Consider the following 13192-nt stretch of genomic DNA (forward strand, 5'->3'; position numbering starts at 1 on the left):
AACGGATCGCGGACGGGGCGGTTCCCCTCAGGCGTCCCGCGGGCGCAGCCGCAGCCAGACCAGCGCGACCGCGGCCAGCGTCAGGAACGGCACCATCGCATAGTTCACCTTGGCCCAGCCCGCGACGGCGTCCACCGCCGACCCCATCAGGCCGCCCGACGAGAGCGAGGCCAGCGTCACCATCCCGAAGACCAGAAGGTCGTTCAGACCCTGTACCGTGCCCCGCTCATGCGCGGCGTGGTTCGCGGTCAGCATCGCGGTCGCCCCGATGAAGCCGAAGTTCCAACCGATGCCCAGAAGGATAAGTGCTCCGAAGAAGTTGAAGAGCGTGACCCCTGCCAATGCCATGATCCCGGCCGCGGCGAGGCAGGCGAGCCCGGCCGAGATGATCCGCGTCGTCCCGAACCGTGCGATGAGGTGGCCGGTGAAGAAGCTGGGCGCATACATCGCGATGACATGGGCCGAGACGATATCGGCCGCGTTCCCGGTCGAGAAGCCGCAGCCCACGACCGCCAGCGGTGTCGAGGTCATCACGAGGTTCATGAGCGCGTAGGTGACCATCCCGCAGACCACGGCGACGACGATCGCGGGCTCGCGCAGAAGCTGGCCGCGGCTGCGCCCGCGCGGCGCGTCGGCGGCGGGCTTGGCGGGGGTGGGGATGTCGAGAAGGAAGAAGAGCCACAACCCGACGAGGTTCAGGACGATGACCGCGCCGTAGGTATAGAGGAACGGGATCACCGTCGCGTCCGACGTCAGCTTGACCAGTTGCGGCCCGATCAGCGCCGAGATCAGGCCCCCCGCCATGACGTAGCTGATGGCCTTGGGGCGGAAGGCCTCGGACGCGGTGTCGGTGGCGGCGAAGCGGTAGAAGCCCAGCGTCGACATGAAGATGCCGGTCAGGTACGCGCCCGCGAGGAAGATCGCGAAACTGGACGTGATCAGTCCCGTCAGCGACAGCGCCGCCCCGCAGGCCCCGGCGACGGCCCCTAGGACGAAGCCGAAGCGTCGGCCCTTCGCCTGCATCAGCGGGCTGATCCACGGCGCGGTCGTCATCGAGCCGAAGACGATGAGGCTGATGGGCAGCGTCGCCAGAAGCGGCGTCGGCGCGAGGCTCATCCCCGCCAGCCCGCCGACCACGAAATTCATCGGAAGCTGCGCCCCGAGGATCGCCTGCGCCGCCACGAGGACGAGGACGTTGCGCCGTGCGCGGGAATCGTCGGGGATATCGGTGATGGCCGTCATGGCCGAAGACTACGCCGCGCCACCAAGGGCCACCAGCGCGTCATTGTATCGCTACGCGCGGGGCGCGATCAGATGTGCGAAGGACCCGCTGGCCGCCCCGTGCCGCAGGCCCATGGGGGCAAGCGTTGTGCCCTCGGCATCGCTGGCCGCGAACACCGGCTCCCCCTCTGCGCGCAGGGTCGTGGCATAGTGGAACTCGTGCCCCGCCCAGCGCCCCGCGAATGGCCCATGGCCCGCCTCGAGCTCGCGGTAGCCGAGATGCAGCCGGCGCGTCTCGAAGCTCGTTTCCAGCCGCAGAAGGCCCGCCATGGCGTGTTGAGTGCCGTCCGCGTCCACCAGCCCGTCGCCCATCACCATGTAGCCGCCGCATTCGCCGAAGACCTGCCGGTCGGCCAGCGATCCGAGGAAGCGCCCGGCGGCGGCGAGTCGCCCGGCGTGGAGTTCGGGATAGCCGCCCGGCAGGTAGACGAGATCGGCAGGCGGCGCGGCCTCGTCGGCCAGCGGCGAGAAGATCCGCAGTTCCGCGCCCGCCGCCCGCCAGCCGTCGAGGAGGTGCGGGTATGCGAAGGCAAAGGCCGCGTCCTGCGCGACCGCGATCCGTTGGGCCGGAGGTGGCACGGCAACGAGCGGTGTGTCGGGCAGGGGGGCGGCGCATGCGACGAGGGCGTCGAGATCGACATGGGCCGCGACGATCTGAGCGGCGCGGGCAAGAAAGGCGTCGAGGTCGGGATGCTCCTCGGCCTGGACGAGGCCGAGATGCCGGGCGGGCAGGGCGAGCGTCGCGTCGCGCGGAATCACGCCCAGCACCGGGATCGGACAGGCATGTCGCAGCATGGTCCCGTGTCGGTCCGATCCGACCCGATTCAGGATCACGCCCGCAACCCGTACGGCCGGATCATGCGCGGCGAAGCCCGAGACCAGCGGGGCCACCGACTGCGCCATGCGCGCCGCATCGACCACCAGCACGACGGGCAGCGCCATCTGCCGCGCGAGATCGGCCACGGCGCCGCGCCCGTCCGGCGGGGCCCCGTCGAAGAGGCCCATCGCGCCCTCGATCAGAAGAAGGCCCGGTCCTGCGGCGAGGCCCGCGATCATCGCGGGGGCCATCGCCCAGGCATCGAGATTGGGGCAGGGCGCGCCGGTCGCCGCGGCATGGAAGCGCGGGTCGATATAGTCGGGGCCGGATTTCGCCCCGCGCACCGCGTGGCCTGCCTGCCGCAGCGCGCCCAGCAGGCCCAGCGTCACGGTCGTCTTGCCCGCGCCCGAAGACGGCGCGGCGAGGATCAGGCCGGGCATGGGAGCGTCACGCGCTTTCGGCGGGCCGTCGCCGGTCGAGCGGGTCGAGATCGCGTGGCGCCTCGCCCGCCGCCTGCGCCTGCCAGTCGAGCGCCTGGCGCAGCGCCACGGCCATGCCGATGCAGATGATGGCCGGTGGCTCGAGCCCGGCGGCGGCGATATCGGCCTCGCAGTTGGCGAGCGTCGTCTCGATCGTGCGCTGGCCGTCCAGCGTGGCGGTGGTCGTGACGGCCACCGGCTCGGACGGGCGGCGACCGGCGGCGATGAGCTGGGCCGCGATCTGGCCGATATGCTTCATCCCCATGTAAAGCACGATCACCTGGCTGCCGCGCGCGATCCCGGCCCAGTCGACCGCCGTAGGGGCGGCCCCGCTGGCGTCGTGGCCGGTGACGAAGGTGACCGATTGGTTCACGTCGCGGTGGGTGACCGGGATGCCGGCATAGGCCAGCCCCGCGATCCCCGCCGTGATGCCCGGCACGATGCGGATGGGCACGCCGTGCTGGACCAGCGTCTGCGCCTCCTCTCCGCCGCGTCCGAAGACGAAAGGATCGCCGCCCTTGAGCCGCAGCACGCGTTTGCCCGCGCGGGCCAGTTCGACCAGCCGCAGCGATATGTCGCGCTGCTTGGCCGAGGGTTTACCGCCGCGCTTGCCGGCATAGATGCGCTCGGCCTGCGGGGCCCAGTCGAGGATCGCCTCGCCCACGAGCGCGTCGTAGACGATCACGTCGGCTTGCCGCAGAGCGTTCAACCCGTGCAGCGTCAGAAGGCCGGGGTCGCCCGGACCGGCACCACACAGCCAGACCCAGCCGCGTTGCAGCTCGGGCCAGTCGTTCGGAGGGAGTTCGGGCGTCATGATTCCTTCCTGCCGTGGCCCGCGCGATTTGGAAAGACGGCGCGCGACCATTGGCGGCCCGCGGGCGGCGTGGCATGGGTTGGCGCATGAACGACGCGCCGAAGCTGCGCCGGGGCTGGACCACCGGTGCCTGTGCCACCGCCGCGGCCAAGGCCGCGCTAGCAGGGCTGTGGGGCGGGGCCGTGCCGCGCGAGGTCGAGATCGTGCTGCCGCGCGGGGAACGTCCGGTCTTCGCGGTCGCAGAGGGTCGGATCGGCGACGGCTGGGCCGAGGCGGCGGTGATCAAGGATGCGGGCGATGACCCCGACGTCACCCATGGCGCGACCATTGTGGTGCGCGTTGCTGCCTCGGACGGCGGGGTCGTGTTCCGCGCGGGCGAGGGCGTCGGCACCGTGACCAAGCCCGGCCTGCCCATCGCGGTGGGTGAGCCCGCGATCAACCCGGTCCCCCGCGCGATGCTGGACGAAGTCGTGGCCGAGGCGGCGGCGCAGTACGGGCAACGGCCCGATATCGAGATCACCGTGTCGGTGCCCGGCGGTGCGGTATTGGCGGCGAAGACATGGAATCCGCGCCTTGGGATCGAGGGCGGGCTTTCGATCCTCGGCACCACGGGGATCGTGCGGCCCTTCAGTTGCGCGGCCTGGATCGCGTCCATCCATCGCGGGATCGACGTGGCTGCGGCGTCCGGCCTGACCCATGTGGCGGGCTGCACCGGGGCCACGTCCGAGCGGGTGGTGCAGGCGCTGCACGGTCTGCCAGATCACGCGATGCTCGACATGGGCGATTTCGCGGGCGGGATGCTGAAATATCTCCGCCGTCATCCGATCGCACGGGTCACGATCGGCGGCGGCGTCGGAAAACTCGCGAAGTTGGGGCAGGGGGCAATGGACCTTCATTCCGGGCGCTCGCAGGCGGATTTCGCGAGGCTGAGCGACTGGGCGGGCACCGATCTGACCGATTGCAACACGGTGCTCGAGGCGGTGACGCGGGTGCCCGCGCTTGCGGAGAAGGTCGGGACCGAGGCCCGGCGCGCGGCCCTGGGCATAATCGACGCCGAGGTCGACGTGGTCGTCATCGATCGCGCGGGCGACGTGATGGCCCATGCGCGGTGACGTTCTGGTGCTGGCGGGCACGGCCGAGGCGCGGGCCCTGCTTGCGCGCTGCGGCGGGTTGCGCGTGACGGCTTCGCTGGCCGGGGCGACGGACTCGCCCCGCGATCTCGGGGTGCCGACGCGCCGCGGCGGCTTCGGCGGCGCGGAGGGCTTTCGCGCGGCGCTCGCGTTGCATTCCGCGGTCCTCGATGCCACGCATCCCTTCGCGTCCACCATCAGCACCCGCACCGCGACGATCTGCGCCGCGCGCGCCGTCCCCTATCTGCGTCTCACCCGCGCGCCTTGGCCGACCGAGCCGGGCTGGATCCGCCACGCGGACGCCACCGCCTGCGCCGAGGCGTTGCCTGCGGGCGCGCGCGTTCTTCTGACCGCCGGGCCGGGAGCGCTCGACCCGTTTCTCGGGCGAGGTCTGGATCTGACCTGCCGCCGCGTCGATCCCGCCCCGGCCCGCGCAGGGGTCGATTGGGTCATCGGGACGCCGCCCTTTACCGAACGCGACGAAGCGGCCTTGATGCGGGACCGCGCGATCACCCATCTGGTCACCAAGAACAGCGGCGGGTCGCGGGCCAAGCTCGATGCGGCGCGCCGCTTGGGCGTGTCCGTCCACGTCATTGACCGACCGCCCCCACCGCCCGGAGACGAGACCCATGACATCGACCGCGCCTATGCCTTCATCCTCGCCCATGCGGATCATCGCAGGGCCGGATGACGTCGCCGAGGGAGTCGCATGGCTTCGTTCGGAATGCCCGAAGATGGCCGCGGCCCTCGACCGGGTCGGACCCCTGCCGCTGCGGCGCCGCGACGACGGGTTCGGGGCGCTTCTCTCGGCGATCGTGGGACAGCAGGTCAGCATCGCTTCGGCGGCCGCGATCAACGCGCGGCTCGCCGAGGCCGGGCTGGTGACCGAGGCCGCGATCCGCGCTTCTGCCGAGACGGATCTGAAGGCCTGCGGTCTTTCGCGGCAGAAGATGCGCTACGCCCGCGCGCTGGCCGAGGCCGGCATCGACTGGACCGCCCTGCGTGCGATGCCCACCGACGAGGTCGTGGCCACCCTGACCGCCGTGCCGGGCATCGGGGCCTGGACGGCGGAAATCTACGCGATGTTCAGCCTCGGCCACGCCGACGTCTTCGCGCCGGGCGACCTGGCGCTGCAGGAGGGCGCGCGTATGGTCTACGGCCTTGACGATCGCCCGAAGGAACGGGCCCTGCGCGACTGGTCGGCGGATTGGTCACCATGGCGATCGGTTGCGGCACGGCTCTTCTGGGCCTACTACGCGCGGGAGAAGCGTCGGGAGGGCATCGCGTGACACTCAGGCATGAGCGCCGGGGGCCGGAAGCGCCCGACCGGCTGGTGATCTTCCTGCATGGCTACGGCGCGAATGCCGCCGACCTGATCGGGCTGGCCGATCCGCTGGGCCCACATCTGCCCGGCACCGCCTTCCTCGCCCCCGACGCGCCGGAAGAACTGCCGGGCATGCCCGGCGGCTTTCAGTGGTTTCCGATCCCGTGGCTTGACGGGTCCAGCGAAGAGGCCGCGCAGGCCGGGATGGCGCGCGCCATCGAGGACCTGAACGCATGGCTTGACGAGGTGATCGCGGCCGAGGGCGTGCCGATCTCGAATGTCGCGCTTTTCGGGTTCAGCCAGGGCACCATGATGGCGCTGCATGTCGGCCCCCGTCGCGACCCCGGATTGGCCGGTATCGTGGGATTCTCGGGGCGGCTTTTGTCGCCCGAGACGCTGGCCGACGAGGTGGCGACCCGGCCCCCGGTCCTGCTGGTCCATGGCGATGCCGACGAGGTCGTACCGGTCCAGTCGCTTCCGCAGGCCGCCGAAGCGCTGGAAGGGGCGGGGTTCGACCGCGTTTACGCCCATATCATGAAGGGCACCGGCCACGGGATCGCGCCTGACGGGCTGTCGGTCGCGCTGGCCTTCCTGCGGGACATCTGGAGCATCGAGAGCGACTGAACGGACACGTCGGAAAACCGTCATCCAACCCCGCTATCTGGGCCCTTGTCAGTCCTCGGCACCCATATATAGTCCGAGCTGACGGGGGCCACGCGCCCGACGACCGGGCGCGCCGCCCCCACGCCAGGGGATGCGAGCGCAATGGTTCCTGCGACCGACACGATCGACCCGGATTTCCGAACCGCATTCACCCGCGATCCTGCCGGCCTGCGTCATTTCCCGGCACTTGTGCTGAACGCCGATTATCGCCCGCTGAGCTATTATCCCCTCTCGCTCTGGCCGTGGCAGGATGCGGTCAAGGCCGCCTTCCTCGACCGCGTCACCATCGTCAGCGAATACGAGGAGGTGGTCCGTTCGCCGACCACCGTGATCCGCATCCCGTCTGTCGTGGTCCTCAAGGACTACGTCAAGCCGCAGCGGCAGGTCGCCTTCACGCGCTTCAACCTGTTCCTGCGCGACGAATTCTGCTGCCAGTATTGCGGCGCGCGCGGTGACCTGACCTTCGATCACGTGGTGCCCCGGGCGCGGGGCGGAATCACCTCGTGGGAAAACGTGGTCGCGGCCTGCGGGCGGTGCAACCTGCGCAAGGGCTCTCGCTCGCTCAAGCAGGTCGGGTTCACGCTGCGCAAGCCGCCCCGGCAACCGGCCTCGGGCGAGCTGATGAATCTCGGGCGCAAGTTCCCACCGAACCACCTGCACGACAGCTGGATGGACTTCCTCTACTGGGATGCCGAACTGGAAGCCTGAGGCCGCCGGCGACGCCGCCTAGCCGTCACGTCCCGGCTCGCCAGGATCGTTCGAGTAGAGGGCGATCTTGTTGCCCTGGGGGTCGCGAAGATAGCCGACATAGAACGCCGCCCCGTAGTCCGCGCGGAACCCGGGCGCCCCCTCGTCCCGGCCCCCGGCCGCGATCGCCGCGGCATGAAGGGCGCGGACGTCCCGTTGGCTCCGGGCCTCGAAGGCGATCATCGACCCGTTTCCGGTCGAGGCCGGGCCGCCGTCGAAGGGCGGTTTGACGTAGAACTCCGTCAGACTGGCCGGGTGGTCCGGCCCCAAGGCGTAGCTCAGGCCCTCGGGCCCTTCCGTCACGCCGTAGCCAAGCGCGGGCAGGATCGCCGCGTAAAACCGCTTGGCGCGCGGAATGTCGTCGGCCCCGACGGTGACGTAGCCGATCATTGTGCGGGGCCGCATGGGTTGCGGCATGGTTCGGGCGGGCAGGACATCATCCGCCATCCATAGGCCGGAACGTGCCGCGCCTCCAGCGCCCGGCTGCCGTCCCGCTCTCAGACCAGCCCCGGCGCGCCCCCGAGCCGCTTGGCCAAGGGCGCGACCGTCAGCCCCTGCACGATGATCGAGAAGAGCACCACGATATAGGTCGCCGTGAGCATCACGGGCGTCCATTCGCCGTCGGGCAAAGACAGGACCAGTGCGACCGAGATGCCGCCCTTCAATCCGCCCCAGGTCATGATGCGCGTGAGCCCCGTCTCCATGCTCTCGGCAAAGGGGCGGAGCAGCGTGACCGGCACCACGACGGCGGCAAACCGCGCCACGAGGTGCAGGACGATCGCGGCCAGCCCGGCGAGGAGGTAGGACGCCTCGAAAGCGACCGCGAAGACCTCGACCCCGATCAGAAGGAACAGGACCGCGTTCAGGATTTCGTCGATCAGGGTCCAGAACGTGTCGACATGGGCGCGCGTCTCGTCCGACATCCCGTATTTCGAGCCGACATCGCCGATCAGAAGCCCGGCGACCACCGCCATGATCGGAGCCGAGACATGGAGGAGGAGGCTGAGCTGGTAGCCGCCGAATGCGAGCGCCAGCGTGATGAGGACCTCGAGCGGCGGATCGTCGATGCGGCGCATGACGCGGAAGGCCAGGTACCCGAGGGCCGCACCGAGGGCCGCGCCGCCGAACGCCTCCTGCACGAAGAGGATCGCCGCCGCCTCGAGGCCCGAGCCATGCGCGTCGCCCGCCGGATAGGCGAGCCCGACGAGGACGAGGAAGACGACATAGCCGACGCCGTCATTGAAAAGGCTTTCGCCCGCGATCTTTGTTTCCAGCGATTTGGGCAGGTCGGCGGCGCGCAGAACGCCCAGCACCGCGACCGGATCGGTGGGCGAGATCAGCGCGCCGAAGACCAGCGCGATCAGGAGCGGTGCTCCGGTGATCCAACTGAACCCGATCCCGGCGATGGCGGTCGAGAGGCCGACGCCGATGGTGGCCATCAGAAGCACGAGGACCCATTCGCGCTTGAGGTCGGCGACCTTGACGTGCAGCGCGCCGGCAAAGAGCAGAAGGCCCAGCATTCCTTCAAGCAGCGCGTCCGAGAATTCGATGTCGAGGACGACGGTCCGGATCTCGGCCGCCAGGCCCCAGGACGGCACGGCGAGGTCCACCATCATCAGCGTCAGCGATGCGGCCAGTGCCACGATCAGGATGCCGATCGCCGAAGGCAGCTTGAGGAACAGGTGGTTCACGGCCCCGAACGCCCCTGCCATGACGAGGAGGAGCGAGGCGATCTGGAGAAGGTCCATGGATCAGGATCCGATCGTGCGGGGGATGTCGAACGTGGGCGGCGCGAGGGTGAAACCCTCGAAGCGAAAGCCGGGCGAGACGGTACAGCTGACGAGTGTCCAGTCGCCGGTGGTGCGCGCGGCCTGCCAGTGTTCCTTCGGCACGCAGCCCTGCATCGACTGGCGCAGGATGTCGGGGCCGAGCACCGTGTCGGTCGCGGGACCGGCATCGTCCGGCGAAATGCTCAGCACGAGCGGCTCGCCCGCGTGCCAGAACCAGAGCTCGTCGGCATCGACGCGGTGCCAGTGACTGCCGCCGCCGTCGCGGAGCAGGAACAGGATCGCAGTACCCGCGGGCCGCACGCCCGGCCCAGCCTCGGACACGAAGGTCTGGCGGTAGAATCCGCCCTCTGGATGGGGTGCGAGGTCGAGCGCCGCGATGATCTCGTCGGCCGTCATGCGAGGCGCCCCCGCCAGAGCGTATAGAGCCCCGCCGCCACGATCACCGCGATCCCGGCCAGGGCCAGACCGTCGGGCCAGTCGCCGAAGATCGCCAACCCGATCACGGCCGCGACGGGGATCTCGAGATATTGCATCGGTGCGAGCGTGGCCGAGGGCGCATGGCGCAGGGACCACGTCATCAGGAGGTGCCCGAAGGTACCGAGCAGACCCATCGCCAGAAGGACCGGCAGGTGCCCCGTGATCGGCAGGAGTGCCACGGGTCCGACATTCGGCAGCGCGAGGTAGAGCGCACCGAGGCCGACCACCGCCATCACCCCCGATGCGGCCTGCATCGGGATCGGGTCTGCTTCGGACGCGACGCGCCGGGTGACCAGCATGAAGGCCGCGAAGACGAAGGCGACCCCGAGGGGGTAGAGCACGGCCCAGCCGACCTCGACGAAGCTCGGCTGCATCACCATGAGGGTGCCCGCGAAGCCGACCGCGCAGGCGGCGAGGCGGCGCGGCCCGACCTCCTCGCCCAGGATCATGTGCCCCATCAGCAGGAGGATGAACGGCATGACGAAGGCGATGGCCAGCGCGTCGGCCAACGGCAGGTAGGTCAGTCCCTTGGTCATCAGCCAGATGCCCGTCACCTGCAGCACCGTGCGCAGTCCCGTCAGCCGCCAGCCCAGCGGCGAAATGCGCCAGCTCTGCCCCGAAAGCCGGACGAGCGGGATCAGGATCACGGCCTGCACCACGAAACGGATGAAGACGAGCTGCAGGACCGGGAAGGTGCCCGCCGCGATCTTGGCCATCGCGTCCGACAGCGGGGCGGTGACGCAAAAGCCCAGCATCAGCGCCATGCCCAGCGCGGGGCGGTCGATCCGGGGGGCGGCGGCGGCATCCATGGGCGCGACGCTAGGCCCGGGCGGTCGGGGCGGCAAGCGCCCCGGCCCTTGGATCAGCCGCGCAGGATGCTGCGCCCGGCGTAGCGCGCCGTCTCGCCCAGCATCTCCTCGATGCGGATCAGCTGATTGTACTTGGCCAGCCGGTCCGATCGGGCGAGGCTGCCGGTCTTGATCTGCCCGCAATTCGTGGCGACCGCGAGGTCGGCGATGGTCGCGTCCTCGGTCTCGCCCGATCGGTGCGACATGACGCAGGTCATGCGGTTGCGATGCGCGATCTCGACCGCCTCCAGCGTCTCCGAAAGAGTGCCGATCTGGTTGACCTTCACGAGAAGCGAATTCGCGGCACCCTTCTCGATGCCATCGGCGAGACGCGCGGGATTGGTCACGAAAAGGTCGTCGCCAACGAGTTGGACCTTGTCGCCCAGCGCCTCGGTCAAGGCGACCCAGCCGTCCCAATCGTCCTCACCCATTCCGTCCTCGATGGACAGGATCGGGTAGTCACGCACCAGCGCCGCGAGGTAGTCGACATTCTCGTCGGACGAGAGGACTTTGTCTTCCCCGGCAAGGTGATACGCGCCGTCCTTGAAGTATTCCGTAGCCGCGCAATCCAGCGCCAGCCAGATGTCGTCGCCGGGGCGGTAGCCCGCCTTTTCCACCGCCTTCAGCACGAAATCGAGCGCATCGCGGGTGGAGCTGAGGTCCGGCGCGAAGCCGCCCTCGTCGCCGATCCCGGTCGAGAGGCCTGCGGCCGAGAGCTCGCCCTTGAGCGTGTGGAAGATCTCCGAGCCCATGCGCACCGCGTCGGCGATGCTTTCGGCTGCGACCGGCATGATCATGAATTCCTGGATATCGATCGGGTTGTCGGCATGCTCGCCACCATTGACGATGTTCATCATCGGCACGGGCAGCATCCGCGCGGAGGTGCCGCCGACATAGCGGTAGAGCGGCATGCCCGAGGCTTCGGCGGCGGCCTTGGCGACGGCCATGGACACGCCGAGGATCGCGTTGGCACCCAGCCGCGACTTGTTCGGCGTGCCGTCGAGCTCGATCATGATGGCGTCGATGGCTTCCTGCTCGGTGGCGTCGAAGCCCGTGATCGCGTCCATGATCTCGCCATTGACGGCCTCGATCGCTCCGAGCACGCCCTTGCCCTTGTAGCGGCCCTTGTCGCCGTCGCGCTTCTCGACCGCCTCGTAGGCGCCGGTCGACGCACCCGAGGGCACTGCGGCCCGGCCCAGGGCACCGTCTTCGAGGATGACGTCGACCTCGACCGTGGGGTTGCCCCGGCTGTCCAGGATCTCGCGCGCGTGGATGTCGGTGATGGTGAACATGGGGGTGTGCCTCCGGCTTCGCTCGGCGTCCCCTTAGCGCGGGGGCTCAGGTTTGGGAAGCCAGCCGCGCAAGCCGCGCCTCCCGCAGGAGGGTGTAGAGCCCCGACAGAATGATGATGGCGACCCCCAGAAGCGTCGCCGCGTCAGGCCGTTCGGAGAAGGCCACCATGCCGATGATCAGTGCGAAGACCATCCGGCTGTAGCGCAGCGACGAGACGACGGCGATGTCGCCCAGCCGGGTCGCAGCCACGATCGCGACGTAGGCCGCGACGCCGATGATGACGCAGAGCGCGAGGATCGTCGCCTGGCCCTGTTCCGGCAGGACGACGGGCTGGCCCTGCACGGCCTGAAGCAGCAGCCCCGCGGGGACCAGCGCCGCGAAGGCGTGGAGCGACAGACGCGGGCCGCTGATCTCGGGCGGCATGGTGCGCGTGGCGAGGTCGCGCGCCGAGAGCGCGATGGTCGCCCCGACCGCGAGGAGGACGGCCGGATCGAAGCTGTCTGCGCCGGGGCGCAGGATGACCAGAACGCCCGCGAAGCCGACACCGATCGCGGCCCAGCGCCGCCATCCGACCCGCGCCCCGAGCACGAGTGCCGCCCCCATCGCCACGACGAGCGGTGTCGCCTGGATCACCGCCGACGCGGTGGCCAGCGGGATGGTGGTGATGGCCGAGACGAAGAAGAGCGTGCCGATCACCTCGAACCCGGAGCGGACGAGGACGCGCCGGTCGAGATAGAGCGGCGACCGCACCCCGCCGCCGCGCAGCCCGAGCCAGAATGCGAAGACGAGGGCCCCGCCGAGGCCCAGCATCCAGATGATCTGGCCCGGCGGGATGTGGTTGGCAAGGGCCTTGATGAGCCCGTCCTCGACCGCGAAACAGGCCATGGCCGCGACCATCAGCGCGCAGCCCTTCAGCGTATCGCTCACCGTGTCGCGGCCTGTCGCCCGGTCGGCGGCCCGAGTCGGCGCAGGCAAACGCCGTCTGTTCGGACGGGCTCGTGATCTCTTTCGAGGCCCGGCGCAAATGAACGTCGGGTCTGGGGCGTCCGACCGTGGTGGATCATATCGAGACGTGGCCCGACCCTTGGCGCGCTGGTTGGCAAAGCCGAATGTATCCTCACCGACGCCGGGTCCCGAACAGCTCCAGCCGATGCCCCTTCAGGTCGTAGCCCAGCCGGTCCGCGATCCGCTCCTGCAGGGCCTCGATCTCGGGGTCGACGAACTCGATCACCTCGCCGGTCTGCATGTCGATCAGGTGGTCGTGATGGTCGCGCTCGGCATCCTCCCAGCGGGCCCGGCCGTCGCCGAATTCGCGCCGCTCGACGATGCCCGCCTCCTCGAAGAGCGCGACCGTCCGGTAGACGGTCGCCACCGAGATGCTCGGGTCGACGGCCGCGGCACGGGCGTGGATCGTTTCGACATCAGGGTGGTCGTCGGCGGCCTCGAGCACGCGGGCGATGACGCGGCGCGGCCCGGTCAGCCGCAGGTTGGCCGCCTCGCAGCGCTGGATGATCGTCGGCGTCGTCATG

15 protein-coding genes are annotated in these 13192 nt (G+C 69.9%); 5 read left to right on the forward strand and 10 right to left on the reverse strand.

Features of this window, described 5'->3' with window-relative positions:
• Nucleotides 1-27: 27 nt before the first annotated feature.
• From Q0833_RS06830 to cobA, 3 genes are read right to left on the reverse strand one after another with little or no spacing between them, the layout of a single operon-like run.
• Nucleotides 28-1242, reverse strand: a complete 1215-nt coding sequence (locus Q0833_RS06830) for an MFS transporter (RefSeq protein WP_298431571.1) — start codon at nt 1240-1242, stop codon at nt 28-30.
• Between the two features lie 51 nt (nt 1243-1293).
• The gene (locus tag Q0833_RS06835; RefSeq protein ID WP_298431574.1) at nt 1294-2538 is read right to left on the reverse strand and encodes a cobyrinate a,c-diamide synthase; all 1245 of its coding nucleotides are present in this window, start codon (nt 2536-2538) and stop codon (nt 1294-1296) included.
• 7 nt (nt 2539-2545) lie between these two features.
• The gene (gene cobA, locus Q0833_RS06840; RefSeq protein WP_298431577.1) at nt 2546-3391 is read right to left on the reverse strand and encodes a uroporphyrinogen-III C-methyltransferase; all 846 of its coding nucleotides are present in this window, start codon (nt 3389-3391) and stop codon (nt 2546-2548) included.
• A gap of 86 nt (nt 3392-3477) precedes the next feature.
• On the opposite strand from cobA, the gene Q0833_RS06845 reads away from it, so the two are divergent.
• The 5 genes from Q0833_RS06845 to Q0833_RS06865 all read left to right on the forward strand — a co-directional run bounded on the left by Q0833_RS06845 (nt 3478) and on the right by Q0833_RS06865 (nt 7216).
• On the forward strand, nt 3478-4503 hold the full coding sequence (locus tag Q0833_RS06845; RefSeq protein WP_298431580.1) for a cobalt-precorrin-5B (C(1))-methyltransferase: 1026 nt from the start codon (nt 3478-3480) through the stop codon (nt 4501-4503).
• On the forward strand, nt 4493-5212 hold the full coding sequence (locus Q0833_RS06850) for a precorrin-6A/cobalt-precorrin-6A reductase (protein ID WP_298431583.1): 720 nt from the start codon (nt 4493-4495) through the stop codon (nt 5210-5212). Before Q0833_RS06845 ends, Q0833_RS06850 begins: the two co-directional genes overlap by 11 nt.
• The gene (locus Q0833_RS06855; protein ID WP_298431585.1) at nt 5187-5810 is read left to right on the forward strand and encodes a DNA-3-methyladenine glycosylase 2 family protein; all 624 of its coding nucleotides are present in this window, start codon (nt 5187-5189) and stop codon (nt 5808-5810) included. Before Q0833_RS06850 ends, Q0833_RS06855 begins: the two co-directional genes overlap by 26 nt.
• Nucleotides 5807-6469 (forward strand): prolyl oligopeptidase family serine peptidase, encoded by a 663-nt coding sequence (locus tag Q0833_RS06860; RefSeq protein ID WP_298431590.1) that lies wholly within the window; start codon nt 5807-5809, stop codon nt 6467-6469. Before Q0833_RS06855 ends, Q0833_RS06860 begins: the two co-directional genes overlap by 4 nt.
• A gap of 162 nt (nt 6470-6631) precedes the next feature.
• Complete coding sequence (locus Q0833_RS06865; protein WP_298435037.1) at nt 6632-7216, forward strand: HNH endonuclease; 585 nt, start codon at nt 6632-6634, stop codon at nt 7214-7216.
• 18 nt (nt 7217-7234) lie between these two features.
• Here Q0833_RS06865 and Q0833_RS06870 read toward each other — a convergent pair whose 3' ends face one another.
• The 7 genes from Q0833_RS06870 to Q0833_RS06900 form a co-directional block, all read right to left on the reverse strand.
• The gene (locus Q0833_RS06870) at nt 7235-7645 is read right to left on the reverse strand and encodes a VOC family protein (RefSeq protein ID WP_298435040.1); all 411 of its coding nucleotides are present in this window, start codon (nt 7643-7645) and stop codon (nt 7235-7237) included.
• Between the two features lie 107 nt (nt 7646-7752).
• Nucleotides 7753-9003: a sodium:proton antiporter gene (locus tag Q0833_RS06875; RefSeq protein ID WP_298431593.1), complete on the reverse strand. Its 1251-nt coding sequence runs from the start codon at nt 9001-9003 to the stop codon at nt 7753-7755.
• A 3-nt stretch (nt 9004-9006) separates the two neighbouring features.
• Nucleotides 9007-9441: a cupin domain-containing protein gene (locus Q0833_RS06880; RefSeq protein ID WP_298431596.1), complete on the reverse strand. Its 435-nt coding sequence runs from the start codon at nt 9439-9441 to the stop codon at nt 9007-9009.
• Nucleotides 9438-10331: a DMT family transporter gene (locus Q0833_RS06885; protein WP_298431599.1), complete on the reverse strand. Its 894-nt coding sequence runs from the start codon at nt 10329-10331 to the stop codon at nt 9438-9440. Before Q0833_RS06885 ends, Q0833_RS06880 begins: the two co-directional genes overlap by 4 nt.
• A gap of 53 nt (nt 10332-10384) precedes the next feature.
• Nucleotides 10385-11662 (reverse strand): phosphopyruvate hydratase, encoded by a 1278-nt coding sequence (gene eno, locus Q0833_RS06890; RefSeq protein WP_298431602.1) that lies wholly within the window; start codon nt 11660-11662, stop codon nt 10385-10387.
• 46 nt (nt 11663-11708) lie between these two features.
• The gene (locus Q0833_RS06895; RefSeq protein ID WP_298431605.1) at nt 11709-12590 is read right to left on the reverse strand and encodes a DMT family transporter; all 882 of its coding nucleotides are present in this window, start codon (nt 12588-12590) and stop codon (nt 11709-11711) included.
• A gap of 190 nt (nt 12591-12780) precedes the next feature.
• The gene (locus Q0833_RS06900) at nt 12781-13191 is read right to left on the reverse strand and encodes a Fur family transcriptional regulator (protein ID WP_298431609.1); all 411 of its coding nucleotides are present in this window, start codon (nt 13189-13191) and stop codon (nt 12781-12783) included.
• Nucleotide 13192 lies beyond the last annotated feature (1 nt).

Source organism: uncultured Jannaschia sp., assembly GCF_947503795.1.
Lineage (GTDB): Bacteria > Pseudomonadota > Alphaproteobacteria > Rhodobacterales > Rhodobacteraceae > Jannaschia.